Origin of the sequence: Neomoorella carbonis (genome assembly GCF_045278715.1) — a bacterium.
In the GTDB taxonomy this organism is placed as follows: domain Bacteria; phylum Bacillota; class DSM-521; order Neomoorellales; family Neomoorellaceae; genus Neomoorella; species Neomoorella carbonis.
The window spans coordinates 775,722-798,697 of record NZ_CP136420.1 but is presented as its reverse complement, the minus strand read 5'-3'; the positions used below and the strand labels follow the sequence as shown (position 1 = coordinate 798,697).

Sequence of the window (22,976 nt, the reverse complement as noted above, 5' to 3'; positions counted from 1 at the left end):
TTTCACCTCCTTCCAGCGATGTATATTATTGAAAGGTTATTCACTCGCGCAGCGGTGGCAGCGGCTGCCTGCCGCCTCATCTATTTGTTTTTGTTCTTCACGGGCCAGGTCGTAGCGGTAGATCGCCAGCTGGCGGTCACGCAGGCGGTCCAGAACTTTCCTCTCCCGCATGGCCACCTGCACCTGATCGCATTTTTCCCTTACTGCCAGCCGGACCCGGGCCACCTTTTCCTGCTGGCCGGCAATGCGGCTGTCCAGGGCTTCCAGCAGCGCTGCTTCCTGGAGTAAATCACCTGCCCTTAGTTCCCCCTGAATGGCCTGGCGGCAGGTCCGCAGCCGGCGGTAGTGTTCCAGGCGCTTCTCTTCTTCTTCCTGTTGACGGCGGGCCGCGGCCAGCTGCAGCTTAAGCTGTTCCTCCAGGGAAGCCTTATAGGAACGTACCTTTTCCAGGGAAAAGCGGAAACCGGCCACCGGGCAACGCCTCCGTATGTAAGATATAGGAAGTGAGAAGTTGGTGCCGGGACATTATTTTAAGTAAATATGGATGAAAGGCCGGCCAGGGTAGCGTCAAAATCATAGTATTCATCTACGCCCTGGCGCAGGAAAGACTGGATGGCATCATAATATTGCAACGCCGCGTCTACCTTCGGGTTTGACCCGTGCTGATAAGCGCCTATTTCAATTAAATCCGCCGCCTCCTGGTAAGCAGCCAGCAGCTCCCGCAGGTATCCCGCCTTCTCCTGCTGTTCCCGGGAGGTAATCTCCGGCATCAGGCGGCTGATGCTCTGCAGAACGTCAATGGCCGGATAGTGGTTCCTGGCCGCCAGCTTCCGGGAGAGGACGATGTGGCCGTCCAGGAGACCGCGCACAGTATCAGCCACCGGCTCGTTCATATCATCGCCTTCCACCAGCACCGTGTACAGGCCGGTAATGGAACCTGCGGCCCCGTTGCCGGCCCTTTCCACCAGCCGGGGCAGGGAAGCAAAAACGGAAGGGGTATATCCCCTGGTGGCCGGCGGCTCGCCAATGGCCAGCCCCACCTCCCGCTGGGCAATGGCAAAGCGGGTGAGAGAGTCCATCATCAAGAGGACGTTTTGCCCCTGGTCGCGGAAATACTCGGCAATGGCCGTCGCTGTAAAGGCACCTTTAATGCGTACCAGGGCCGGTTGGTCGGAAGTAGCGACCACTACCACGGAACGGGACAGGCCTTCCGGCCCCAGGTCGCCTTCGATAAAGTCCCGCACCTCGCGGCCCCGCTCGCCGATAAGGGCAATGACATTGATATCGGCGGTGCTGTGGCGGGCAATCATCCCCAGGAGGGTGCTCTTGCCCACCCCGCTGCCGGCAAAGATGCCCACCCGCTGGCCGTAACCGCAGGTAAGGAGGGCGTCGATGGCCTTGATCCCGGTGGCCAGGACCTCTTTGATCCGCCGCCGCGCCAGGGGATGGGGCGGAGAATTGTTGACCGGCTGGAGAGTGTCCCCGGCCAGGGGCTTCCCATCCAGCGGCCGCCCGAGGCCGTCCAGGACCCGACCCATCAGCTCCCTTCCCGCCGGGACGAGGTGACCGTGGCCGGCAGCCATCACCCGGCAGCCGGGACCAATACCTTCCAGCTCCCCCAGGGGCATGAGGAGGGTCACTTCTTCCCGGAAGCCGACCACCTCGGCGACGACAGGGGCCGCACCGTTGTTATAAATATAGCAGAGCTCACCTATGGCAGCCTTGAGGCCCCGGGCTTCGATGGTGAGGCCCGTCACCCTGGTAACTTTGCCCCCGCGGCGCCAGAGGCTGGCTGCAGCCAGGCGCTGCCGGTAGGTAGTGAGGTCGATAGCCAGGCTCACGGCCGGCAACCCGCCTTGAAAGAATTCTCCCCTACCGGTGCCGCATCAGGGGCACGGGCGTCCAACCGGAAGATCTTTTTCAGTTCTTCCAGCTGGCTGTCGACGCCGGCGTCGATAAAACCGTTTTCCGTCTCGACCCGGCATCCGCCCGCCTTAAAGGCCGGGTCGGCGATTACCTGGAGCCGCGCCCCCGGCGCCGCTTCCGCCAGGAGCTCGGCGCGGCGCCGGCGGATAATGTCGGCTGCCTCCGGGGAGGTGTAAATTATGTAATTCTGCCCCTCGGCCACCTGGCGGACAGCCTGGCGGGCCATTTCTACCACCAGTTCCGGCCGCAGTTCTATTTCCTGGCCTATTATTTTTCCGGCAATGGCCAGGGCCAGTTCGATAATGTCACCTTCAGCGGCGCTGAGCATCTCCCGATAAGTCCTCTGCGCCTCCGCCAGGACCTGTCGGGCTTCTTCCCGGGCGGCTTCGGCCTCCCGGCGAATGCGCACGGCTTCCTCCTCCGCCCGGGACAGGCCTTCCTGATAGCCGCGCGCTTCCCCGGCAGCCCGGCCCTCTTCCAGGGCTTTCTGCCTCTCCGCCAGGGCTGCCTCCTTAATAGCCGCCGCCTCCCGGCGGGCCTGCTCCAGGATGGCAGCCGCCTTTTCCCGGGCGGCAGTCACTTCCCGCGCGGCAGCTTCTGCTGCAGCCCCGTCGTCAGGACTCCCGGGCTCTTGATCGCCGCTGTGATCTGCAGCTGAAGCCACCTGCAAAGGACGCAGGGGTATTACTCTCTCACCCCAACCCGGTCCGGCTTCTTTCAGCACCCTAGACCACAATGGCATCTTCACCACCACGGGCGATGATAATCTCGCCGGCTTCGTCCAGGCGGCGAATAATCTGGACAATACGCTGCTGGGCTTCTTCCACATCCCGCAGGCGCGCCGGGCCCATGTACTCGATATCCTCTTTGAGCATCTCGCCGGCCCGCTTGGAAAGGTTGCGGTAAATGCGGTTGGCCACTTCTTCGCTGGCCGCCTTGAGGGCCAGGGCCAGGTCTTTGAGGTCGACTTCCCTGAGGACCCTGCGAATGGAATTGTCGTCCAGGGTCAGGATGTCTTCAAAGACAAACATGCGCTTGCGGATCTCGTCGGCCAGCTCAGGGTCATCCTGCTCCAGAGCTTCCAGGATGGTCCGCTCGGTGCTGCGGTCGGCCCGGTTCAAGATGTCCACCAGACTTTTTAGACCGCCGGCCGCGGCAAAGTCCTGATCCACCAGGGAGGACAAACGCTGTTCCATGATGTTCTCCAGCTCCCGCAGGGTTTCCGGGGAAGCCCGCTCCATGAGGGCAATCCTTTTGGCCACGTCGGCCTGTATCTGGTCCGGCAGCGCCCCCAGCACCACCGCTGCCTGCTCCGGTTCCAGATAGGCCAGGATCAGGGCTATAGTCTGGGGATGCTCGTTGTAAATAAAGTTCACCAGCTGCTTGGGGTCGGCTTTGCGAATCATATTGAAAGGCCGGATTTTGGAAGTGGCCAGCAGTTTTTTAATGATTTCCGTCGCCCGCGCCGGCCCCAGGGTTTTTTCCAGCACCTCGCGGGCATACTTCATCCCTCCCTGGAGGATGAACATCTGGGCTTCATTGAGCTGTAGGAACTCATCGACGATCTGCTGCATGGTCTCCGGATCGATGGAGGTCGTGTTGGCAATCTGATAAGTAATGCGCTCAATATCCTCCTGGGGCATTTGTTTTAAAATTAAAGACGACAACTCCGGCCCGATGGCAATCAAAAAAATCGCCGCCTTTTCCAGGCCGGAAAGGGCTTTCTGCCTCGCCAATCAAGCCACCCCTAGTCCTCGGCCAGCCAGGCCCTGATAAGTAAGGCTGCATCCTCCGGGCGCTGGCGGATTATCTCCTTTAGGCGCTCCATCTTGGCTTTGCGTTCGGCTTCCTGGCGCTCTTTTTCCACGTCCACCGGTTCTACCGGCTCGACCGCCAATGGTGCTACCGGCACACCAGCCTGCATGCCAGCTGTTAATGCCTCGCCGGGCAGCCGCGCTTGTAACGCCTCCCGCCGCCGGCGGCGTAACAGGAACACAATCAGCACCCCCAGTAAGAGCAGGGCTCCCAGCCCTACCGCTCCCCACAAAAGGTACTGCTGGAGCAGCCGCCGGCGCTGCTGCTGGGCCTCCATCTCCGCCGCCATCTGCTGCTGCAGGGAATTATCAAAGGCCATGCTGGTGACGGTAATCTGGTCGCCCCGGGCCGGGTTGTAACCCACGGCGGCACTGACGATCTGCTGGATCTGGTTGTTCAAGGCCGGGCTCACCGGACCATTGACAGCCACCGCCGTAGAAAGCCTTCTTACCTGGCCGGGAGCCACGATGGTATTGGTCTGGGTCTGGTCCAGCTCATAGTTACGAACAGTATCGGATTTATTATAATTTCCCGGCGCCGGGTTAAGGGCCTGGTATACCGGAGGTTGGGCGTTGGCCGGCGTCCCCGCCGGTCCGCCGGCGCCGCCGGCATTGCCCTGCTCCGTTTTAACTTGCTCGCTCCTCAAGGCGCCTTCCTTGCCCCACACCGTCTGCTTGATTTCCTGCTGGTCGAAGTTCAGGTCGGCGGTGATCATGGCCACGGCTTTACCCGGACCCAAAATCTGGGTCAGCATGGCCTGCAATCGCTGTTCCAGGTCCCTTTCATACTGTCTTTTCAGCTCCATCTGGATCTGCTGCTTCTGGCTTAAAGGCGCCGTTTCGCTGTCGGCCAGGCCGTCGCTCAAGACGTTGCCGTACATATCAATGACGCGGATATTCTCGAGCTTGAGGCCCGCTACGCTGGCCGCCACCAGCTCCATGATGCCCTTGACCTGTTCCGGTTTTAAACGGGCCAGGGGTTTAAGTTTCAGCATTACCGCCGCCGAAGGCGGCTGCTGTTCCTGCAGGAAGACACTGGGCTGGGGGATGACCAGATGCACCCGGGCGTCCTCCACTTCATTCAAAGTCACAATAGTCCGCCGCAGCTCTTCCTGAAGGGCGCGCTGATAATCCAGGTTGCGCTCAAAATCAGTCATCCCCAGCTTGTTCTGGTCAAAAAGTTCAAATCCCTGGCCGCTGTTTAAAACCCCGGCGCTGGCCAGGTCCAGGCGCAGCTGATAGAGCTGGTCCTTGGGCACCAGGATGGTCGTCCCCTCGCCGGCCAGCTGGTAGGGTACCTTCATTTCTTTCAACTTTTCCACTACCGCCGCCGCATCACGCTGTTGCAAATTGGTAAACAAGGGGGCGTACTGGGGTTTCAGCAGCCACTGCAGTAAAAAGGCGCCACCCAGCAGGGCGGCTATACTTACGGCCAGGAGGGCCGAACGCCGCCCGGGAGTTAAACCATGCCAGAAATTTTTTATCCTGTCCAGAATCTGTTTAAGCTTCATTTTGAGCTCCCGGAAGGCAATATTGCTTTGCTAACCATAATTAATATCACTACCAGGAAAAAATGCCTCCCCTGCATGTTACTTTCACTACACTTTCACCGCCTGCCCCACCGCCCCCTGCCGGTCCAGGGCAAGTAAACCCTCCCCCTTAGGTGCCGTCCTGCTGCCGGCCCGGCTCAAGGGGGGCGCTAAAATTGCATACGGGAGATTTCCTGGTAAGCCTCCACGGCCTTATTGCGCACCTGCATGGCCAGCTGGAGGGAAAGGTTGGCCTGTTCCAGGGCCAGCATGACCTGGTGGACGTCCTCGATTTTGCCGGCCAGGTACTCCTGGGTAAGGGCATCGGCCTGCTGCTGCAGGGTATTGATTTCCCCCAGTTTTTCCATCAGGATGTCTGCAAATGACCCGGCTATGGATCCTGTACCCTGGGGAACGGGTCGGGACTGCTGACTCTCCTGAAGGGGAGCCGGCATTAAAAGGGATACAGGTGAATAGAGCATGTGCATTTTCCTCCTGAAAGTTATTGCTAACGCCCGATCTCCAGGGCCTTCATGGTCATGGCCTTGGCCGCATTAAGGACGGTGACGTTGGCCTCATAGGCCCTGGTGGCGGTGATCATGTCCACCATTTCGTTTACGACATTGATATTGGGCAATGCCACATAACCGTCAGGGTCGGCATCCGGGTGCGACGGGTCGTACACCAGGCGGGGCGGCGTGTTATCCTCAACAATAGCCGCGACCTCAACTCCCCTGCCCGGAGCCTGATCCGGCGACTGTCCCAGTGCTTCCCGCAGTTTCTCCGCAAAAACAGGCACCTGCCGCCGGTAGGGGCCGCCCCGGGGTGTCCTGGTGGTATTGATATTGGCCAGATTATTGGCAATGATATCCAGGCGCAGGCGCTCAGCCGTAAGGCCGGAAGCGCTAATAGCCAGGGCCGGTAATAATTCCACCCTCAGCGCCTCCCTTCGTTAATCACATAGCGCAGCATGGCCAGCCGGCCGTTTAGCTGCTGGACGGCGACGTTAAAGTTCAGGCTGTTCTGGGCCAGATCGACCATCTCCCGGTCGATATCCACGTTGTTGCCGTCCTGACGCATAGTGGTGCTGTTGTCCTGGTAGACCTCCGGGGTTAGATCCAGACCTGGAGCCGGCAGGTGATAGGGATTGGTACGGTATAGGGTTAGACCCGGCTCCAATCCCAGGGCCTGGCCGAGTTTCTCTTCAAAGGAAACCTCATAGCGCTTGAAGCCCGGGGTATTGACGTTGGCGATGTTGTGGGCGATGACCCGCTGGCGCAAAGCCGCGGTGTCCAGGGCCCTTTCCAGGACATACATGGCCGGCGTCATAAACATCCAGGTTTCCCCCTCTTTCCCGGAAAAACGATATTTTTCTCCAGCGGTTACCACTTTAGCATTTCTATGGGAATTTGGGTATCGGGCTTAAGGCCTAAATTGACCTGGGACTTCAGTCCTAAAAGAAAAGCCCGTCTCCCGGGCATCTCAAAGGAACCGGGAACGGCGGCCTGGCAGTCATAGTCCTTCGCCCCGGGGTTAGAAACACGAAGCCCTCAAGCCCCTACCCGGGTGACCCGGACCTTAGACCCATGGCTTTGCGCGCATCCCCTTTCGGGGAGCTTGCCCTTGACGCCCGGAGTAAGAAAATTTTACCTTGGCATTTTCGATATTAATTCAACACGTTTTGCCAAATTCCTGCATGTCGGGAGAAAATCAACCAAAAAAATGAGCCGTTCCACCCATTTGGGAACAGCCTCCTATTTTTCTTTCCTCTAAACCTCTAAAGATTTTGCTTCCAACTGTGGTATAATATAGCCATCCCAACCAGCCTGGGATTGGTATAGACACGACAATCATCGTGGAATAGGGCTATAATATATAACATTAAGGGAAGGATAGAAGAAAGGGGGTTCTAAAGAATGGCGGCAGTCGAGATTCCCCGCCGGCGTTTTACTGTCGATGAGTTTTACCAGATGGCCCGGGCAGGCATCCTGGGAGAAGACGACCGGGTAGAGCTGATCGAGGGGGAGATTATAGAGATGGTGCCGATAGGGACCAGGCACGCCGCGTGTGTTAGACGGCTGCTTCATATCTTTAGCACCAAAATAGGCGATAATGCCCTGGTAGACACCCAGAACCCTTTACGCCTGGACCAGAACTCGGAACCCCAGCCTGACTTGATGTTGCTCAAGCCGCGCGATGATTATTATGCTTCTTTCCATCCACGGCCGGAGGACGTATTGTTGTTAGTCGAGGTGTCCGACACTTCGGTGGCTTATGACCGCGAGGTAAAGGCAAACATCTATGCAAAGGGTGGGGTTAAGGAAGTATGGCTGGTTAACCTGCAGGCGCAGCAGGTGACTGCCTATCGCCTGCCTTCGCCCTCCGGGTATAGAGAGGTTAAAGAATACGGGCGCGGCGACCATATTTCACCGCTGGCTTTCCCGGGGCTAAACATTCCCGTCCAGGATATTTTACCGGGAGATTAGCCCCGGGCTTTTACCGCTTTCCCCGCACCCGTTTCTTCATCTACTTGATTAAACTCATCCTCACCTGCTGGTGCCTTTCTTGCCGGCAGCTTTCCAGCTGCAGGCGCCGCAGGATTACCATGTCCCCCTGCACTTCTACGGCTACATGATCGCCTGTTTCCCATCCCAGCAGCTGCCGGATTTCTTTCGGGATAACTACCTGCCCCCGGCTTGATAGTTTTGTTATTTCAATCTGCTTGCTCATTAGTTCCCCCGCCCCTGCTTTTCTGCAAATATCAACCCTGCCGGTCCATGCCGGTCCTCGTCCGGTAATCATGGGTGTGGTATATCCTGGCCGCCTCATCCCAGGCATCGCGCAGATGCTGGAGGATATCAATAACATCGTTTATCAACTTAGTGTCTTTTTTCACATTGGCCTGGATAAGATGCCACAACATAAAATCATAAAGACGATGAAGATTGGAGGCAATTTCTCCCGCTTCATGGTTCAGGGTAATCATCAATTCCTTGATGATATCCTGGGCGCGGAGGAGGTTGTTATTTGCCCCGGCATAATCTTTTTTCTCCAGGCAGCTCACTCCCTGCCGGCAGAAGCGCAGGGCGCCGTCGTACAGCATCAGGATCAGTTTTTCCTGGGAAAGGGTAAAGACCTGCTGCTGCTGGTATACCTGGTAAGGGTTATTCACGGCCACGGGTAACACCTGCTCTTATATTAAGGTATCCAGGATCAGTCCCACCATCTGCTGCATGCGGGATGCAACTTCCATAACATTCTCCGGCGGGATACGGCGGATAATTTTTCCTTCGTTGACATCTATGACATAAACGTATAACTCGTTGTTCTCCCGGTCGACTTTGAACCGCAGCTCGATATTAAAAGCTTCGGCGGCCTTGTTGAGCTGTTCGACCGACTTTTCCAGCTGCTTTTCCCCAGGCTGCTGCCGTCCTTCCTGCTGCTTTCTTTCAGTATTAATTTTAATGCCCTTACTCTCCTGGACCTGAAAACCGGCCGTCTGATTCTGCACCTGGTTTAAGACCAGCGGGTCAACACCTTCGATGCGCATCAGGCCGCCTCCTTTCGGTTAACTTTTAAAACGCCTCATGCCAGCACCTGCTGCTATAAACTTATATCGGCAGCAGCGGTTTTAACTTAACCTGCTGCTCGGTCAAACTTTGCAACCGGAAAACCTTCGGTCACTTACAAGCTTTTATCAATAAAAAAACCGCTGCCGCCACCCCGGTGGTAGGCGAGGACAGCTTTTTTAACCCTGCTGAAATCTTCTAGCTCCTTTTTAAACCGGGTAAAGTTCTCCCTGATCCTGCGGCGGTTTTCCTCGTCTGCCTCTTTTACTTTTTCCATCAGGGCAGCTATCTCCCTGCGGAGCAGATCCACCGTCTCAGGTTCCTCACCGCCGGCACTTCCATCGCCTGCAGGCACTACCTGAATAGCTGATTCATCCCGCCCCTGCCTGTTCTCCTGCACCTTCCCGGCAATGTGCCCCGTCTTCATGGCCCCATCTGCGACCGGCAGTCCCGCTTCCAGATCCCTTATCCTATCCTCCAGGACTTTAAGGGCAGCTATACATTTTTCCCGGCTTTCCAGCACCTGCAAAAGCTCCCCAGCCCTGTCCGGGGTCAGGAGCTCACCCTGGGCCAGGGTCAGGCTGTACATTTCTTGCCAGAGCCGCTTTTTTTCCTGCAGTAGGGTTAAGAGTTCAGCTGCCAATTTCTATTCTCCCATCTAACGGGTTGGCCCTAATGCTTTATATTTCCTATACCCTTATAAAGGTTACTGCCCGCCTATGCCGAACTGCTGGGCCAGCCAGGCGCTCTGGGCGTTCATCCTGGCAATAGCTGTTTCCATAGCCGTAAACTGGCGCCAGTAGCGATCTTCAATTTCCTGGAGTCGCTCCTCCATTGTGCTTATTCTTTCATCAATTTCTCTTAAGGTGCGGCCGATGAAACTGTTATCATACAGTGTGCCGGAAGAACCGGCCTGCGCCGTTATTCTTTTCATGGCATTATTGATGGCATCATACAGCCGCACCGCTATCCCTTTTTCTGCTTCCACCTCGCTGCTATTCGTAAACAAGTCCATCACAGCTTCGGGGTTCGACTGCAGGGCCTCGCGCAGGCGGTTTTCATCAAGGTAAAGCTTACCGTTTTCTTCATACGAACCGGTAGTGATGCCGATGATGCTCAACTGGTTGGCCACCGTGGTAAAAGACTGCGACCCATTGGTGACCGTCACCTGCCCCGTCAGCCCCGCAACTATACTCGAGAGGGCTTCGCGCATACTGGTGAGAGTACCGCTGAGCAACGGATCGCCTTTGAGCAGCCCGCTCCTTGCTTTGTCCTGCCAGGCGTCGATTTGCTTGTCCGTCAGCTTGCCTTTCTCGATTTGCTCGTCGGTCAGCGGCCGGTAGTCGGGATAGCGTGCCTCGGTCAATTCAGCGTTGATGCTGGCGATGGTTTCGTTGTATTTATCCACAAAACTGCGGATGGAAGCAATCACCTTATCAATATCACTGGCTACCGTCACCGTTGTGGCCGTCCCGCCCAGGGGAGTAGTGCCTTTGAAAGTAAAAGTTACGCCGTTGACAGTATAAGTGTTGGTTTTACTGGTCATCCCGCCGAGGCCATTGATCTCAAAAACAGCATCCTGGCCGCCCTGCTCGTTGGCCGGATTAATGCGCAAAACATCTGTCATAAAGCCGCCGGTAACCCGGATTTCCTCACCTGACGGGTTGTTATTCCCCGTCTTTATAGTAGAAATGCTGACTTTATCGGTGCTCGGGTCGTAGAACATGCTTACCCCGGCAGCAGTATTGGCGTTAACGGCGGCGATTACCGAGTTAAGGGTAGCCGTATCGCCATCAAACTTAAACTCCTGGCCGTTGATGGTAAAAGTAAATTCATGGTCGGCGTTCCAGCTAAAGTTGCTTGATAAAAATTTGTCTTTTTGAGACCACAAGGTGGCCGCCGGGTCAATTGCACTCTGCGTTATCGAAGTCTGCCCGTTAGTAAAACCTAGCACCGGCAAGGCATTTTGAGCGGCACCATCTGTTACAACAATTACAGGGATACTGCCATCGCTCTTTGCGGCCGCGGCCAGCTTGATTTGATTATCGCTGGTGAGGGAAACAAATATTTTGCCGGGGCCAATGGCCGAGGCATCGATTTGGGCCTGGATATCCGCTATAAGGTCATTTAACGTATTGCCGGGAGAACCGTCATATTTTTTTTGCGTTAAACTAATATCTACCGTGGTACCATCGTATGAAATCTTGAATTGATTAGCACCCGTAGTATCTACTGGGACACTCAAGGTTGAGCCAACAAGCATAGCCCGACCCGAAATGGCGCCCTCACTCACATTGGTAGCCACCGTGGCCAGTTGCGTAACCTTTACCTGGTAGGTAGTTGTAGAAGCCGTAGAAGTGGCCGTTGCCGTAACGATATTCTCGTCGCTGGAGCTAACCTTTTTTACCAGAAAAGTCCCCTGAAGCTTAAGATTGAACACTTCATTGCGCAGGTTGAGCAGGCTGGTATTGATGGCCCGGTAGTCTTCCTGCTTCCACTGCCAGATCTGCTTATCCTGCTTGATTTTATCCAGGGGTATGCGTTCCGCCTTCATCAAGTCGGCAATCAGCTTTTCCGTATCGATGCCCGTAGCCAGGCCAGCCACCCTGTTTATTGCGGTCATAAAGACACCTCTTTGAGGTTTAGCTATGATAATATATCGAGTGAAAGGCTGGAATCTTGAGTGGCATATCTGCACCAAAAAAGAAAGACGGAGTTCTATCTGTAATAACTCCGCCTCTTGATTGCCGACATCCCGGTTCCCCTGGGCAGGTATTTTCACTCAACTGTCCTTCTTCTTCATTGCTGATTTACCTAACCCTAAAGAAAGGAGATAAATAGCCATTTGATTTAGACTAACACCATCTTCTTGCGCCTTGGCGGCAAGAGCCCTGTGGAGGGATTTAGGAAGGCGAACAGTAAATTTACCGCTATATTTTTCAGTGTTATCCGGTTCGGGAATATCCCGTTGTAACATGAGAGCGGTTTCTATCCAGCCCCTCTTAGCATCCTCCAGATTAGCCAGGGCCTCTCCCGGAGTTTCTCCGTCCGACATACAACCCGGCAAAAGGGGTATGCTGGCCAGCCATCCGCCGCCCTCCTCCTCTGTAAGGCGGCGAAGGGATACCTCATAATTGAGGTTAAGATAGTAATCTAATGTTTTATCACCCATCAGATTTCCCTTCCTTAAGCTTCTCGATTAATTCTAGCGCTTGTTTCACATATATGGCCTTAACCGGCCTCCTACGGGGAATTGTTAAAATCTCAACAAGTTCAGGGTGATAGTAATTATAGTGGCTGCCCCCTTGATGACGGCAATTAAAACCATAATACTTGAGCACTTTATCTATATCTTCCCATGGGACATCCCTGGGATTTCTTTTTATCGCCTTGAGGAGCTTCTCAATTTGGCTCATTTATTTTTCCCGCCTCTAAGAAGATGGTATCAAATATGCCACCATTTATCAAGTGTTTCTCTTTGCTTTTCAGTTCCCGTCTTCCGACCTTAACTATTATATTTTGGCTAAACTGTATTTTTATGTCATGGTTATAATAACTAACATGGCTCCATTTTACGAGATTTAAAGATGAATTTTACTACGGCTGGTGCAGCAACCTTTTTGGATTAATCTACCCTGCGTGCTTTATAAGCAACAATCCGTGGTGCACCAGGCCGCCGGGGTCCGTCTCAGTCTCGGGCTCGAAGCACCAAAAAAATGTCGACCTCTCTTCGCCAGCCGCATAAGGATGATTCGACCTCTAAGGGTTTTCATCCTCTGCTGGTGCGCTATCAGGCGGCATGAATGTCTCAGTAAATATAATTCGCCTATTAGGCGCGAAAGTTTTGTGGTGTGATTGTTAAAAGAAAAAGCCTTGAGGCTCTATTTTTTAATTACCTGCTCAACTTCAGCCCCGCACCAGGCACTGGGCCTTTTGTACCATCTCGAGAAACATCCGGGCGTTTTTGTTTTCCGGCTCTAACTGCAGGACCCCGGCAAAGACATTCTCCGCATCTTCCCAGCGTTCAAGCTTGTGCTATATTACCATGCAATATTGATAAATTGGCAGGCCTGGGGTAAAATGGTGGTAAGTACGTAATATTGAACGCGTTTAAAGTCTTTTGGGTAAGAGGTTAAAAATGAACATTTATGCTTATGCTATAGTCGGGGATAAAGAGGCCGAGAAATAAATCATGGATACTATACAGGTAAAAAGAAGGCAGAACGAAAAGAAGTTTGGTAATTGTGATATTGGTATGACGTTTCTGGCCGCAGGGGTTGGAGTGCCAGGTATGTAAAGGAAGTAGATAGTAACGAAAATACTATTTACTTCTACCAGGAGATTTATGATAACCGGAGGCAATTGGTTGAAGTGCATCGAAAATACCCTGTAGATCAAGGTCATGAGAAGGTTAGCGAGGTGGAAGAAAATGATAACCAAACAGGATGTGGCCAACAAGCTAATTAGCTACCTTGGTCACCGCCTTACCCTTGCTGAATTGGTAGACTGGGCTGAAAAAGTGATGATGGAAGGGGAATTTGAGGAAGGCGATTTGCCATTACTAAGAGATATAGTAGCACGCTTGGGTTTAAGCGATACCATTGCTTTCGGCTTGAGCTGGGAGGATTGCAGGAACTTTTTACGGTCTCTCGGGTATGATGTAGAAGTTAGGGTTACACGGCTTGCCAGCAATCAATAAGGAAAACTATTGAGGTTTCTCCGTCTGATATACAACAGGGCAGTTAATTATCCCTCCTGAAATCCGGAAAAACATGCCATCAAGCAGGGGGGCAAGTTTGAGGTGCAAGTCACTGCAAGAAGAACATGCCGGGGAGACCGAAAAGTAAAACTAAGGAAAGGTGATAAAGATTTATGGCCGTGGAACAAATCATTAAAGAAATAAAACAACTGGACCGTGATGATAAGGCCAGGCTACTACGTTTTCTTGAGGCGGAGCTTATTGAAGAAGACCCCAATGAAGACCCAATGGAAGATTTTCTAAAGGGACAGCAGGTTATGAGGAAGATTTATACGGCGGCTCCTCCGGTCTTTAATTACCTGCTCAACTTGTAAAGGGCATACTGGTTTAAGGAAACTCCTTCCTTTTGCGCTTCTATGGCCAGTTTTCTATGAAGACTTTTAGGAATCCGTAGCACAAATTTGCCACTGTAATTCTCGCTGCCGGTAGGTTCTGGAATGGGATCTCCATGTTCCAGCTTTACTTCCAACCATCCTTCCATAGCCTCACGTAAATTTTGATATGCTTCCTCAAAAGTGCTGCCATGGCTCTGGCAACCATCGAATTCCAGTACTCGCCCGAAAAAGTAGTTGCCACTTTCATCTGTTACCGGCTGAATTAAATAAGTGTAAGGTAAATTCATATAGTAGCTGACGTCTCTACTTTCGGTCATGGTTTCAAGGCAGGAGTTCATTTGTTTTTCCAGGGATAGAACCCGGCTTTTTATTTCCCGATCCTTTCAAGGATATCCCTAATGTAAGCAGCCTTTAACGGATTTTCCTCTTTGATTGTAATGACATCGCCCTGGCTATTTCGGAAATGATGGTGGGAGCCTTTCTTTCTCACTAATATATACCCGAAACTTTCCAGCACTTGAGCCGCTTCATTAAAACGAATCCCGTTAGGCTGCGTTTGCATCTTCTGGATAATTTTTTCTACTCCTGCCATTAGCACCTCCTCCTAGCTTATAAAGTATCATATTCGATACTATTATTCAAGACAAAGGACATAAGATTAAGCATCCAGGAGTGTAACCATTTTGTGTAAATGCAAAGCTAATGGTCAACAATAAACCAAGGATAGACCCGTCAGCTCGTTTACCCAAAAGAAAGCGTTCCCGTTTTTCAGAATATCCTTGATAACCACTGGGCTTGGATGGTGATTCCGCTTATTATTGATGCCGGCTGAAGCCTACCCATAAGTGACATTTGCTCGCATCGTTCATCAAAGTAGGCTCCCAGGAATTTTCGGAGCCATGGTTTGGAAGGAGACATATGGCCGTTGACTGAAGCTCAGATCTCATATGGCTACTAAAGTCATTATAATTCTTCGTCAAATCAAGATCACCCGTAAGGAGTTGCCCGGCACCCGGCGTTGATAATAAAGTCGCCAGGCAACCGGGACAATGTTTCTGTGCGTTGCAACAACGTAATGGATAATAATAAATGGATAATAATAAGAGAAAACAATGTTATTGCTGCATTTCACGGTAATCGTTCTGGCCCCATCAAGGGGTCAATTATAAAGTATAAAGAGAACTAGTTATAGTTTCCCCATTTTAGGCTGCTTTGCCATTTACACAAAATGATTTACACTCCCTCCATGGGGGCACTCCTTTCGTAATGGGGTTTGTGTTTGCTAACATTGATTGGGATGTGCCCCCGTCCTTTTCCTCCTTTACTTCTAAAATCACCCTCCCCTTATTCAACTCCGCCTACCCTATCCCACAATTTTTATTATAGAGCCACAAAAATCTTGACAGACCCTCTATATACTCTTTTTCACCTTTCCTTTGGGTCTTTAATGTTAATTTCACTACACACTTATTTTCATTAAAATCTATTTTCCTGCGGATTATCTCTTCCTTAATAAATTTTATGACTTCATCCAGTCCGTTACATATTGATCCCTCTGTTGGGATCGTTTCATAAATAAACTATTTAGCCCCCTAACTACTTTGGACAAAAAGTCTTAAGTCTGCTAGATTAAAAGAAGGGGGCAGCCATAATGGAACGGAAGAAATATCCGGTAGAACAAAAATTGAAGATCGTCCAAGAATGCCTCGAAACCGGAAACTGTGCAGTAGTAGCCAGAAGATATGGTCTATCTTCCAGCATGGTTAACCGGTGGACGAGGAATTATCGCCGCTATGGGGAAGCGGCCTTTACAAGGAATAGTAGCAAAACCCCAAAAGGAAGCCAGGATATTAATTCCCACCTAAAAGAGCTAAAAGAAACAATAACTGAAAACGAAAAACTAAAGAAGTTATTAGGGGAAAAAGAATTAGAGATAGAGATCTTAAAAGACCTGCTAAAAAAAACCAACCCACACTTACAGATAAAGTAGAGATAGCAAGTAAATGGATTAACCGGGGTTACAGGGTATCCTTCGTATTACGGATTATTGTTCTCAGCCGTTCCACCTATTACTATTTCCTTAAATCTCAAGGAAAAAGGAGATATGGTGGGGGCCGCCCTATAAAGGGTTATTCCTACAACAGGCAACAAGAACCGGTTAGTGATGAACAAATAAAGGCATGGCTAAAGGAGCTAATTGAGGGCGAAGGATACGCCTATGGCTATGTCAAGCTGACCATTATCTTAAAATACAAGTATGGTCTGATTATCAACAAAAAGAAGGTTTACCGCCTTTGTAAAGAAATGGGGATATTAAAGCCCCAGCGGCAAATAAAGGTTAAACATCCCCGCCGTTTAGCCAGGAACCGGATAGTTACCGGGCCCAACCAACTCTGGGAAACAGATATAAAATACGGTTATATAGCCGACGAGGGCCGTTTCTTCTATGTTCTTTCCATCATTGACGTCTTTGACCGTTCCATTATCGACTATCATGTAGGTTTATCCTGCGAAGCCAGACATGCCGTTTACACCTTAAAATCGCGCTATGGAAACGCCGGCTGGATAAAAATGCTACCAAACCGGTTATAAGGACAGATAATGGTCCCCAGTTCACCAGTAATCTTTTTGCGCAAACTTGCAAGGATCTAGGGGTAGAGCATGAGCTTATCCCCTACAAAACGCCCAATAAGAATGCTCATATTGAGTCCTTTCACAGCATCCTGGAGGAGGAATGCCTGGCATGCCACGAATTCAATAGTTTCAGGGAGGCCTATGAGGTGATACATAAGTTTATGGACTACTATAACAATGTCCGTATCCACTCGAAGATAGGTTATTTAACTCCATCGGGATACTATAATGCTTTTCAGCATAATTCTGTAAAAGCCTTACCTATTTGCGCCTGATGTCCAAAATTAGGGGGTCAGCCCGCTGACCTGGCTTAAAAAAAAGAGTGGCCTCTGAGCTTAGCCGGGATGAGCGCCTGGATTTGGTGGAATGGGGCCATCCGGAACTATCTATCAAGAAGCAAGCTGAGCTTTTAAGCCTAAACCGCTCTAGCTTATACTATCACCCAGTGCCCCCTTCCCCAGAAGAAATCGACCTAAAACACCGTATCGACGAAATATACACCGAGTTTCCCTTTTACGGTTCCAGGCGCATTACCATCCAGCTTCGAAGGGAGGGATTCTTAGTCAACCGTAAAGCCGTCCAGCGCCACATGCGGGAAATGGGTATAGCCGCTATTTATCCCAAGTCCAACTTAAGCAAAAGGAACCATGAGCATCGAGTATATCCCTACTTGCTGCGGGGCCTTCCCATTACTTATCCCAACCAGGTCTGGGGTATAGACATCACCTATATCCGGCTAGTCCGGGGATGGATGTACTTGGTGGCCATCATGGACTGGTACTCCCGCTTTGTGGTAAGCTGGGCCTTAGACCAGTGCTTGGAGACAGTCTTTGTATTAGTGGCGGTAAAAGAAGCCATGGCAAAAGCCAAGCCGGAGATAATGAATAGCGACCAAGGAGCTCAGTTTACCGACCCGGACTACATAAAGCTCCTAGAAGGAGCTGGTATAAGGATCAGCATGGACGGGAAAGGCCGGGCTACTGACAACATTTTCACCGAACGCCTCTGGCGATGGACTTCCCCCGGTAAATAGGACACCAACTTAAGCCACTTTTATGAGGTTCTCATAGTTTTTCTCGAATTCTTCCGGTGTCTCATACCCAAGGGCTGAATGTAACCTGAGACGATTGTAAAAAACCTCGATGTACTCAAAAATTTCCACTCTAGCTTCTGCCCGGCTTTTAAAGCGGCGATGGTAGACGAGTTCCGTCTTCAATGTTTTGAAGAAACTTTCCATAGGAGAGTTATCCCAACAATCTCCCTTGCGGCTCATGGAACAGATAAAACCATATTGCCGGAGTAGTCGCTGATAATCGTAGCTCGCATACTGGCTGCCGCGGTCGGAATGGATGACTAGCCCCCGGCCGGGACGGCGGTTGGTGATGGCCATATGCAGCGCCTCGATGACCAGTTCCCGGGTCAGATATTTCTGCATCGAATAACCCACAATCCTTTTAGAATGGAGGTCCATGACCGCCGCCAGGTACAGCCAACCCTCATCGGTGTGGATATACGTGATATCCGTTACCCAGCTCGTATTGGGGCTATTAGCAGTAAACTCCCTGTTTAAGATGTTTTCGGCCACCGGTAGGTTGTGCTTGGAGTCGGTGGTCACCTTGAATTTGCGTTTTTGGATGGCCTGGATCCCCGCTTCTCGCATCAGTCGTTCGACCCTCTTTTTACCGCAGTGGATACCCTCCCTGCCCAGCTGCTTTTGTACACGGGGACTACCATACGTTTTCCGGGTCTTGTTGTAGATATTCACGATTTGTTCCTTGATAATTTCATCTTGTATCCTGCGTTGGCTTACGGGCCTTTTTAGCCAGCGGTAATATCCTGTCCAGGACACCTTTAAAACTCGGCACATCGTCTCGACACGGAAAGTTCCCGTGTGCTCCCGGATAAACCGATACTTCATTTCGGTGTTTTGGAGAAGATAGCCACAGCCTTTTTTAAGATATCCCGTTCCTCCTGGGCGATGGCCAGCTCTTTTTTCAGGCGGCGGTTTTCTTCTTCCAAATCGGTGCCGCGCATCTGCTTTCCTATACCGGGGAAGGCGCGTTCTCCGTATTTAGCTTGCTCTCTTCGCCATCTGTTGAGCATGCTGCTGTTAATCCCCAGGTCCCGGGCAATCTGGCTGGTAGTTTTGCCGCTTGTGCGGCATAGCTCAACGGCATTGGGCTTGAATTCTTCATCATATTTTCGTCTGGACTCCCCCATGGACACAACGCCTCCTTGCTTTTATTATACACTCTTAACTCTGTGTCCTACAAATCGGGGGAGGGTCAAATCGGGGGAGGGTCACGAAGCCTTAAATACGAAGAAGTCTATCTCAACGAATATCAAAGTCCCCGGGAAGCCAGGCAGGGTATCTCTCGATATCTAGAGTTTTACAATTACCGCCGGCCTCACCAATCCTTAAAATACAGGACGCCGGCAGAAGTCTACTATGGAAAGAGCTAAGACATATTATGCCAAATCTGGAATCTGAAAAATTTGTCTATAAATCATTCCACACCACTATTCACCATATTAGGCTTATCTTTCCACGCTTAAAATTTTAAAAATCGTGTCTTGACAAAGGGGTCCACCTTATAAATCCATCTTCTGTTAAAAGGATCTCTATTTCGTAAATCAAATCTTCTAACCTCCCAGTCGGTTATTTTATAACTTCACTTACAGCGCACCTTGGGAACCTAGTAGGAGTCGGGTACTTCGGGCGAACGCTGGGGCGAACCCTACGGGCTTTACCAGATAGAACTTGTTACCAATTTTTCTCTGGTACCTGGCATTATAGGTTTTAGCTAAGTGATTAGACATTTGGGAGGACGGACAACATGGTAAAAATTTAATGCATTAGCGTACTTACGACGAATTCTGTCGTCATACGTGCAGTTAACCATATGTCGTAGGCTGATATCTGCGCTTGGAGCAGCCCATGAAACCCATTCCAACGCGTATTGTAATTCACCGACACGTACTTCAGGCTTTGTAGGAACTATATATGGAACAACCAGGCAGAGTTTTTCTTGAATTGCTTCAAAATAAGGGCCAGCTAAGCACGAAGAATGACATGCTCCACCAATCCAATCTTGAGCTTCTTCTGTAAGATATGCATTGACAATAGGTTGCCCAAGGTATTTGCCTTCAGAAGGATTGATGTAGCATTCACCGTAGGCAATTCCTACTCTTAGCGGAAGCCCACAAGTGATGGAAACTGCCACCAAAGCTCCCAAAGAGTCGAAAAAGTTAGGGATATTTAGCCACGAGTCAGGATCACACTCAGCTTCCACCCACATTAGTATTGTATCGCTGAAAACGATAAAGGGGATGGAATCAATGCTAAGTTTATACCCATCTTGCGTGGAGACTGTATGACGTTCATGCTCGGAGAGCTTCTTAGCTTTATCCAAGAGCTTTGAAAAGCTCGCAACAACGTCCTGCAAGGGGTTATCTTGGACATATTTCTTAAAACCCAAGATATCACATATCGCAATGTAACGGCTAGCATAGGACATTTCGATTCACTTCCTTATTCTAAAAAGAGAGACCCTGGCACGGGCCAAGGTCTCTCCCACGTTACTGAAATTACCGCAGGAGCTGCAGCACTTGCTGCGGCATCTGATTCGCCTGGGCTAACATTGCTGTTGCCGCCTGGGCGATGATGTTGTTCCTGGTGAAGTTCATCATTTCCTTGGCCATCGTTGCCACTGGATGTTTCCATCCAGACCAGACTATATCTTCACCCACAGCGCCCTTTATGTTGTTTATATAAAGGGCCTGTTTGGGGCCGGGTACTTCGGGTGTGGAGTTCTTATAACACCCTACGGGCTTCATCACCATAGCGCCAGTTTCACTTTCCGTATCTGCCGCCACAGGTGGTATGCCCTAGTCGTTGAACCTTCCCCAACCTTTCGGTACAGGGGCTCGGCTGCTGATTGCCCAATCCTCCCGACTTTTCCACCGTTCACGCCCGCCCTTTCGGGCCACGTTGTCGGGCGAGAGGCTCTAAGGGTTTCCCAGCAATTCACCCGGTGATACTCCTGACCGTTACCGGTCAGGACGACTGTGCCTCAAGCCTTAAGCGGCTTCGGCATAATCAACGTCGCGGATGCGGGACTCGGCGGCTGAGAGGTTCTCGGAGGCGGTGCCCAAGTTATTGATGGTGTGCTCCAGGCGGTTCTGGTAGGCGCCGAGTTTGGAGCGTTCGGCAGAAACCTTATCAATAGCGCTCTGGATCCTAGTAGCTGCTTGTCCTGCACTGGCAGCAGTACTTACATCCAAAGCATATTCAATTGCCGTATTGTTTGTTCCATCAGTTACAGTTAGGGTTGATGTAAATCCGTTGCCTCCTGAAGAGCTGCTAATGCCCAGGGCGGCCGCCCGCATGTCACTTAAATCCAGGGTCATGGTTTGGTTTTCATTAGCCCCAATTTGCATTGTAAAAGAAGATTTAGCAGGATTTGGGCTATAAATACCAGCTGTTAAACCTATTGCTGATAGATTACCTGAGGTAGCAGCTTTAATTTCAATGCTATCGTTAGGATTAGTTGCAGTAATCACTAATGCATTACCGCTTGCAGTAACAGTTGCGGCGCCCGATAAGGCTGCATTTAGATCGGTGACTAAGGTATTAATGTCATTAGTTGTTCCATCATAATTCTTGCTCAAGGTAACGCTCTTTGTCGTACCGCCTATAACAACATCAAAAACCAAATTTGTAGTGGAAAAGTCTGTGCCTGCACCAAAAGTGATAGTACTGCCAGTTACAGTAGCTGCAGCTGCAGCTGTTACCGTACCAGAGGTTGCATTGAGAAGTTTCTGGGTGTTAAATTCGGTAGTATTGCCGATGCGGTTGATTTCGGAAGTCAGCTGGTTGATTTCCTTTTGGATCTCCGCACGGTCCGAAGAAGTATTGGTATCATTACCAGCCTGGATAGCCAGTTCCCGCATCCGCTGCAGGATGCTGTGCACTTCGTTTAAGGCGCCCTCGGCGGTTTGAATCATGGAAATTCCATCCTGGGCATTCCTGGTAGCCTGATCCAGTCCCCGGATCTGTCCCCGCATCTTCTCGCTGATGGCCAGGCCAGCAGCATCGTCGCCGGCGCGGTTGATCCTGAGGCCCGAGGAGAGCTTCTCCAGGGACTTGCTGGCGGCAAAGTTGACGTTCGACAACTGGCGATAAGTATTGAGCGCCGCGATGTTGTGGTTGATAATCATCTGCATGCTTCCTCCTTGAATGTGGTATTCGGCATCCATGCCTTAAAATTTGTAGGTCAGCAATAACAACTAGCCTATAAACTGGAGACGGTAAACGGAGAAACCTTATGCCTTTCTTCTACCCTTTTACCTCACCTCCTGTATGGTTTTCAGGTGGAAATTACTGCTCCCGCATCTTTTTATATCGTCACTGAGGGAAAAATATTTAGTTCCGCGTAAAAAATACCCAGGACCACGGTCCCGGGATTAAAGTCCTATATTTGTCTTTTTGCAGCCAGCTATACTCGTTAAAACTACCATTTTTTCACGTTCACTAGCAAGAAGAACTCTTATTCGACCTGTGTGAAAAATTTTCCTGCTTATTTTACAGTAACTGGTAAATATGATAGGCTTTAGACAAAATAATTTCCAAATCCGGTCTTTATTCCTGTGATTTCCGATAGGCACAAAAAAACCCCGGCTTGTGCCGGGGTGACGTGAACATGGGTCGCAAACCCTGGTCACTGTACCTCTTCCCACAATTTATTTAAGTTCAGCCTCAAACCCGGTAGCACCCGGGAGGTATAAACCCCGTCTTCATCCGGCCGTATCTGCCGATACCGGCCATCCTGGAGCTGGAAAAACTCGGCCTGGTGGGTATCGGGGTGAATAAGCCAGTATTCTTTCACGCCTGCTTGTTCGTACTCCTTAAATTTGATGCTCCGGTCACGTTCAAGGCTTTCCGGTGAGGTTATCTCGATTATTAAATCAGGCGACCCGTCCAGGTAATTAGGTTTAAGCAGGTGCAGGCGCTCCCTGGCTACAAAGATTAAGTCAGGTTCACGTGCACTTTTTAATGGGTCCGGCAGGCGGACTAAGAAAGGTGCAAAAAGCACCTCCCCCAAATTATTTCGGACGACAAATTCCCTGATAATCGTATAAAGAAAGCCCGCTATTCTTTGATGCCGCAGTGATGCCGGCGTCATAAGTACGACCTCTCCCTCTACCCATTCGGCCAGGGTGTCTTCATCGGCCCAGGTAAGGAATTGTTCAAAGGTCATTTTGCCGGGCGGGAGAGGTCGGGCATCGGCGACGGCGTACCGGGTGCAGGCCTCTTTGAGCAGGTTATGGTTATACTGTTGGCTCATTTCAGTTTCACCTGCTGTCGGGACATAGTGGACGACATCGGCGTCTTGTACCAATTTGCTGAA

The 22,976-nt window shown here is 51.1% G+C and carries 28 protein-coding genes, 2 pseudogenes and 1 riboswitch; of the genes and pseudogenes, 8 read left to right on the top strand and 22 right to left on the bottom strand.

Annotated elements, in window-relative coordinates; all coding sequences use genetic code 11:
* Positions 1 to 36: 36 nt before the first annotated feature.
* From fliJ to flgB, 8 genes are all read right to left on the bottom strand, one after another.
* On the bottom strand, positions 37 to 471 hold the full coding sequence (gene fliJ / locus MCACP_RS04100) for a flagellar export protein FliJ (protein WP_406678107.1): 435 nt from the start codon (positions 469 to 471) through the stop codon (positions 37 to 39).
* A 59-nt stretch (positions 472 to 530) separates the two neighbouring features.
* Complete coding sequence (fliI, locus tag MCACP_RS04095) at positions 531 to 1,841, bottom strand: flagellar protein export ATPase FliI (RefSeq protein ID WP_406678106.1); 1,311 nt, start codon at positions 1,839 to 1,841, stop codon at positions 531 to 533.
* Positions 1,838 to 2,668, bottom strand: a complete 831-nt coding sequence (locus MCACP_RS04090) for a FliH/SctL family protein (RefSeq protein WP_406678105.1) — start codon at positions 2,666 to 2,668, stop codon at positions 1,838 to 1,840. The genes fliI and MCACP_RS04090 overlap by 4 nt, the downstream gene beginning before the upstream one ends.
* Positions 2,652 to 3,662, bottom strand: a complete 1,011-nt coding sequence (fliG, locus tag MCACP_RS04085; RefSeq protein ID WP_406678104.1) for a flagellar motor switch protein FliG — start codon at positions 3,660 to 3,662, stop codon at positions 2,652 to 2,654. Before fliG ends, MCACP_RS04090 begins: the two co-directional genes overlap by 17 nt.
* An 11-nt stretch (positions 3,663 to 3,673) precedes the next feature.
* Positions 3,674 to 5,251, bottom strand: a complete 1,578-nt coding sequence (gene fliF, locus MCACP_RS04080) for a flagellar basal-body MS-ring/collar protein FliF (protein WP_406678103.1) — start codon at positions 5,249 to 5,251, stop codon at positions 3,674 to 3,676.
* Positions 5,252 to 5,439: 188 nt separating this feature from the next.
* On the bottom strand, positions 5,440 to 5,724 hold the full coding sequence (fliE, locus tag MCACP_RS04075; RefSeq protein WP_406678102.1) for a flagellar hook-basal body complex protein FliE: 285 nt from the start codon (positions 5,722 to 5,724) through the stop codon (positions 5,440 to 5,442).
* Between the two features lie 53 nt (positions 5,725 to 5,777).
* Positions 5,778 to 6,203, bottom strand: a complete 426-nt coding sequence (gene flgC, locus MCACP_RS04070; RefSeq protein WP_406678101.1) for a flagellar basal body rod protein FlgC — start codon at positions 6,201 to 6,203, stop codon at positions 5,778 to 5,780.
* Between the two features lie 2 nt (positions 6,204 to 6,205).
* Positions 6,206 to 6,604 carry a flagellar basal body rod protein FlgB gene (gene flgB / locus MCACP_RS04065; protein WP_406678100.1) on the bottom strand — a complete coding sequence of 133 codons (399 nt, stop codon included), beginning with the start codon at positions 6,602 to 6,604 and terminating at the stop codon, positions 6,206 to 6,208.
* 161 nt (positions 6,605 to 6,765) lie between these two features.
* Positions 6,766 to 6,901: riboswitch (cyclic di-GMP riboswitch) on the bottom strand.
* A gap of 284 nt (positions 6,902 to 7,185) precedes the next feature.
* Between flgB and MCACP_RS04060 the strand changes: the two genes are divergently transcribed.
* A complete protein-coding gene (locus MCACP_RS04060; protein WP_406678099.1) occupies positions 7,186 to 7,755 on the top strand; it encodes a Uma2 family endonuclease in 570 nt (189 codons plus the stop codon).
* A gap of 40 nt (positions 7,756 to 7,795) precedes the next feature.
* Here the strand turns inward: MCACP_RS04060 and MCACP_RS04055 are convergent, their stop codons facing one another.
* The 7 genes from MCACP_RS04055 to MCACP_RS04025 form a co-directional block, all read right to left on the bottom strand.
* Entirely contained in the window at positions 7,796 to 7,999 is a 204-nt protein-coding gene (locus MCACP_RS04055) for an AbrB/MazE/SpoVT family DNA-binding domain-containing protein (protein WP_406678098.1), read from the bottom strand.
* Positions 8,000 to 8,030: 31 nt separating this feature from the next.
* A complete protein-coding gene (gene fliS / locus MCACP_RS04050; RefSeq protein ID WP_406678097.1) occupies positions 8,031 to 8,447 on the bottom strand; it encodes a flagellar export chaperone FliS in 417 nt (138 codons plus the stop codon).
* Between the two features lie 15 nt (positions 8,448 to 8,462).
* On the bottom strand, positions 8,463 to 8,819 hold the full coding sequence (locus tag MCACP_RS04045; protein WP_406678096.1) for a flagellar protein FlaG: 357 nt from the start codon (positions 8,817 to 8,819) through the stop codon (positions 8,463 to 8,465).
* 134 nt (positions 8,820 to 8,953) lie between these two features.
* On the bottom strand, positions 8,954 to 9,481 hold the full coding sequence (gene flgN, locus MCACP_RS04040; protein WP_406678095.1) for a flagellar export chaperone FlgN: 528 nt from the start codon (positions 9,479 to 9,481) through the stop codon (positions 8,954 to 8,956).
* A gap of 63 nt (positions 9,482 to 9,544) precedes the next feature.
* Positions 9,545 to 11,461: a flagellar filament capping protein FliD gene (gene fliD / locus MCACP_RS04035; RefSeq protein ID WP_406678094.1), complete on the bottom strand. Its 1,917-nt coding sequence runs from the start codon at positions 11,459 to 11,461 to the stop codon at positions 9,545 to 9,547.
* Between the two features lie 159 nt (positions 11,462 to 11,620).
* Positions 11,621 to 12,010, bottom strand: a complete 390-nt coding sequence (locus tag MCACP_RS04030) for a toxin-antitoxin system HicB family antitoxin (protein ID WP_406678093.1) — start codon at positions 12,008 to 12,010, stop codon at positions 11,621 to 11,623.
* Positions 12,003 to 12,254, bottom strand: a complete 252-nt coding sequence (locus MCACP_RS04025; RefSeq protein ID WP_406678092.1) for a type II toxin-antitoxin system HicA family toxin — start codon at positions 12,252 to 12,254, stop codon at positions 12,003 to 12,005. The genes MCACP_RS04030 and MCACP_RS04025 overlap by 8 nt, the downstream gene beginning before the upstream one ends.
* Before the next feature lie 1,013 nt (positions 12,255 to 13,267).
* On the opposite strand from MCACP_RS04025, the gene MCACP_RS04020 reads away from it, so the two are divergent.
* The gene (locus MCACP_RS04020; RefSeq protein WP_406678091.1) at positions 13,268 to 13,537 is read left to right on the top strand and encodes a hypothetical protein; all 270 of its coding nucleotides are present in this window, start codon (positions 13,268 to 13,270) and stop codon (positions 13,535 to 13,537) included.
* Between the two features lie 173 nt (positions 13,538 to 13,710).
* Positions 13,711 to 13,911 (top strand): hypothetical protein, encoded by a 201-nt coding sequence (locus MCACP_RS04015; RefSeq protein WP_406678090.1) that lies wholly within the window; start codon positions 13,711 to 13,713, stop codon positions 13,909 to 13,911.
* Here MCACP_RS04015 and MCACP_RS04010 read toward each other — a convergent pair.
* Together MCACP_RS04010 and MCACP_RS04005 are read right to left on the bottom strand one after the other, a co-directional pair.
* The gene (locus MCACP_RS04010; protein ID WP_062283374.1) at positions 13,893 to 14,249 is read right to left on the bottom strand and encodes a type II toxin-antitoxin system HicB family antitoxin; all 357 of its coding nucleotides are present in this window, start codon (positions 14,247 to 14,249) and stop codon (positions 13,893 to 13,895) included. The two genes, MCACP_RS04015 and MCACP_RS04010, sit on opposite strands and share 19 nt — an antisense overlap.
* A 50-nt stretch (positions 14,250 to 14,299) precedes the next feature.
* The gene (locus MCACP_RS04005) at positions 14,300 to 14,524 is read right to left on the bottom strand and encodes a type II toxin-antitoxin system HicA family toxin (protein ID WP_406678089.1); all 225 of its coding nucleotides are present in this window, start codon (positions 14,522 to 14,524) and stop codon (positions 14,300 to 14,302) included.
* 1,059 nt (positions 14,525 to 15,583) lie between these two features.
* Between MCACP_RS04005 and MCACP_RS04000 the strand changes: the two genes are divergently transcribed.
* The 4 genes and pseudogenes from MCACP_RS04000 to MCACP_RS03985 all read left to right on the top strand — a co-directional run.
* A complete protein-coding gene (locus MCACP_RS04000) occupies positions 15,584 to 15,922 on the top strand; it encodes a helix-turn-helix domain-containing protein (RefSeq protein ID WP_406678088.1) in 339 nt (112 codons plus the stop codon).
* The gene (locus MCACP_RS03995; protein ID WP_406678674.1) at positions 15,844 to 16,524 is read left to right on the top strand and encodes a DUF2672 domain-containing protein; all 681 of its coding nucleotides are present in this window, start codon (positions 15,844 to 15,846) and stop codon (positions 16,522 to 16,524) included. Before MCACP_RS04000 ends, MCACP_RS03995 begins: the two co-directional genes overlap by 79 nt.
* Positions 16,437 to 16,841 carry a transposase gene (locus MCACP_RS03990; protein ID WP_406678673.1) on the top strand — a complete coding sequence of 135 codons (405 nt, stop codon included), beginning with the start codon at positions 16,437 to 16,439 and terminating at the stop codon, positions 16,839 to 16,841. The genes MCACP_RS03995 and MCACP_RS03990 overlap by 88 nt, the downstream gene beginning before the upstream one ends.
* 35 nt (positions 16,842 to 16,876) lie before the next feature.
* Positions 16,877 to 17,578: pseudogene (locus MCACP_RS03985) on the top strand (IS3 family transposase); the annotation flags it as partial.
* A gap of 30 nt (positions 17,579 to 17,608) precedes the next feature.
* Here the strand turns inward: MCACP_RS03985 and MCACP_RS03980 are convergent.
* Positions 17,609 to 18,786, bottom strand: a protein-coding gene (locus MCACP_RS03980) for an IS3 family transposase (protein WP_406678087.1) whose coding sequence is annotated in 2 segments (ribosomal slippage) — positions 17,609 to 18,510 and positions 18,510 to 18,786 — 1,179 coding nt in all. Because the reading frame shifts where the segments join, the coding sequence is not laid out codon by codon here.
* 84 nt (positions 18,787 to 18,870) lie between these two features.
* On the opposite strand from MCACP_RS03980, the pseudogene MCACP_RS03975 reads away from it, so the two are divergent.
* Positions 18,871 to 19,029 (top strand): annotated as a pseudogene (locus MCACP_RS03975) (integrase core domain-containing protein); the annotation flags it as partial.
* 341 nt (positions 19,030 to 19,370) lie between these two features.
* Here MCACP_RS03975 and MCACP_RS03970 read toward each other — a convergent pair.
* The 4 genes from MCACP_RS03970 to MCACP_RS03955 form a co-directional block, all read right to left on the bottom strand.
* A complete protein-coding gene (locus tag MCACP_RS03970) occupies positions 19,371 to 20,084 on the bottom strand; it encodes a hypothetical protein (protein WP_406678086.1) in 714 nt (237 codons plus the stop codon).
* A 70-nt stretch (positions 20,085 to 20,154) separates the two neighbouring features.
* Positions 20,155 to 20,403: a flagellin gene (locus MCACP_RS03965; RefSeq protein ID WP_406678085.1), complete on the bottom strand. Its 249-nt coding sequence runs from the start codon at positions 20,401 to 20,403 to the stop codon at positions 20,155 to 20,157.
* A 243-nt stretch (positions 20,404 to 20,646) separates the two neighbouring features.
* Entirely contained in the window at positions 20,647 to 21,786 is a 1,140-nt protein-coding gene (locus tag MCACP_RS03960; RefSeq protein WP_406678084.1) for a flagellin, read from the bottom strand.
* Between the two features lie 500 nt (positions 21,787 to 22,286).
* Entirely contained in the window at positions 22,287 to 22,913 is a 627-nt protein-coding gene (locus MCACP_RS03955; RefSeq protein ID WP_406678083.1) for a Uma2 family endonuclease, read from the bottom strand.
* Positions 22,914 to 22,976 lie beyond the last annotated feature (63 nt).

Excerpts from the sequence above, each read along its gene's own strand:
- fliD (WP_406678094.1), bottom strand. The coding sequence starts at position 11,461 with ATGACCGCAATAAACAGGGTGGCTGGCCTGGCTACGGGCATCGATACG.
- MCACP_RS04015 (WP_406678090.1), top strand. The coding sequence starts at position 13,711 with ATGGCCGTGGAACAAATCATTAAAGAAATAAAACAACTGGACCGTGAT.
- MCACP_RS04045 (WP_406678096.1), bottom strand. The coding sequence starts at position 8,819 with ATGCGCATCGAAGGTGTTGACCCGCTGGTCTTAAACCAGGTGCAGAAT.
- fliF (WP_406678103.1), bottom strand. The coding sequence starts at position 5,251 with ATGAAGCTTAAACAGATTCTGGACAGGATAAAAAATTTCTGGCATGGT.
- flgB (WP_406678100.1), bottom strand. The coding sequence starts at position 6,604 with ATGTTTATGACGCCGGCCATGTATGTCCTGGAAAGGGCCCTGGACACC.
- MCACP_RS04090 (WP_406678105.1), bottom strand. The coding sequence starts at position 2,668 with ATGCCATTGTGGTCTAGGGTGCTGAAAGAAGCCGGACCGGGTTGGGGT.
- MCACP_RS04060 (WP_406678099.1), top strand. The coding sequence starts at position 7,186 with ATGGCGGCAGTCGAGATTCCCCGCCGGCGTTTTACTGTCGATGAGTTT.
- MCACP_RS03970 (WP_406678086.1), bottom strand. The coding sequence starts at position 20,084 with ATGTCCTATGCTAGCCGTTACATTGCGATATGTGATATCTTGGGTTTT.
- MCACP_RS03955 (WP_406678083.1), bottom strand. The coding sequence starts at position 22,913 with ATGAGCCAACAGTATAACCATAACCTGCTCAAAGAGGCCTGCACCCGG.
- fliE (WP_406678102.1), bottom strand. The coding sequence starts at position 5,724 with ATGCCGGCTCCCCTTCAGGAGAGTCAGCAGTCCCGACCCGTTCCCCAG.
- MCACP_RS04000 (WP_406678088.1), top strand. The coding sequence starts at position 15,584 with ATGGAACGGAAGAAATATCCGGTAGAACAAAAATTGAAGATCGTCCAA.
- MCACP_RS03960 (WP_406678084.1), bottom strand. The coding sequence starts at position 21,786 with ATGATTATCAACCACAACATCGCGGCGCTCAATACTTATCGCCAGTTG.
- MCACP_RS03965 (WP_406678085.1), bottom strand. The coding sequence starts at position 20,403 with ATGAAGCCCGTAGGGTGTTATAAGAACTCCACACCCGAAGTACCCGGC.
- MCACP_RS04010 (WP_062283374.1), bottom strand. The coding sequence starts at position 14,249 with ATGACCGAAAGTAGAGACGTCAGCTACTATATGAATTTACCTTACACT.
- MCACP_RS04005 (WP_406678089.1), bottom strand. The coding sequence starts at position 14,524 with ATGGCAGGAGTAGAAAAAATTATCCAGAAGATGCAAACGCAGCCTAAC.
- MCACP_RS04055 (WP_406678098.1), bottom strand. The coding sequence starts at position 7,999 with ATGAGCAAGCAGATTGAAATAACAAAACTATCAAGCCGGGGGCAGGTA.
- MCACP_RS04030 (WP_406678093.1), bottom strand. The coding sequence starts at position 12,010 with ATGGGTGATAAAACATTAGATTACTATCTTAACCTCAATTATGAGGTA.
- MCACP_RS04025 (WP_406678092.1), bottom strand. The coding sequence starts at position 12,254 with ATGAGCCAAATTGAGAAGCTCCTCAAGGCGATAAAAAGAAATCCCAGG.
- MCACP_RS04020 (WP_406678091.1), top strand. The coding sequence starts at position 13,268 with ATGATAACCAAACAGGATGTGGCCAACAAGCTAATTAGCTACCTTGGT.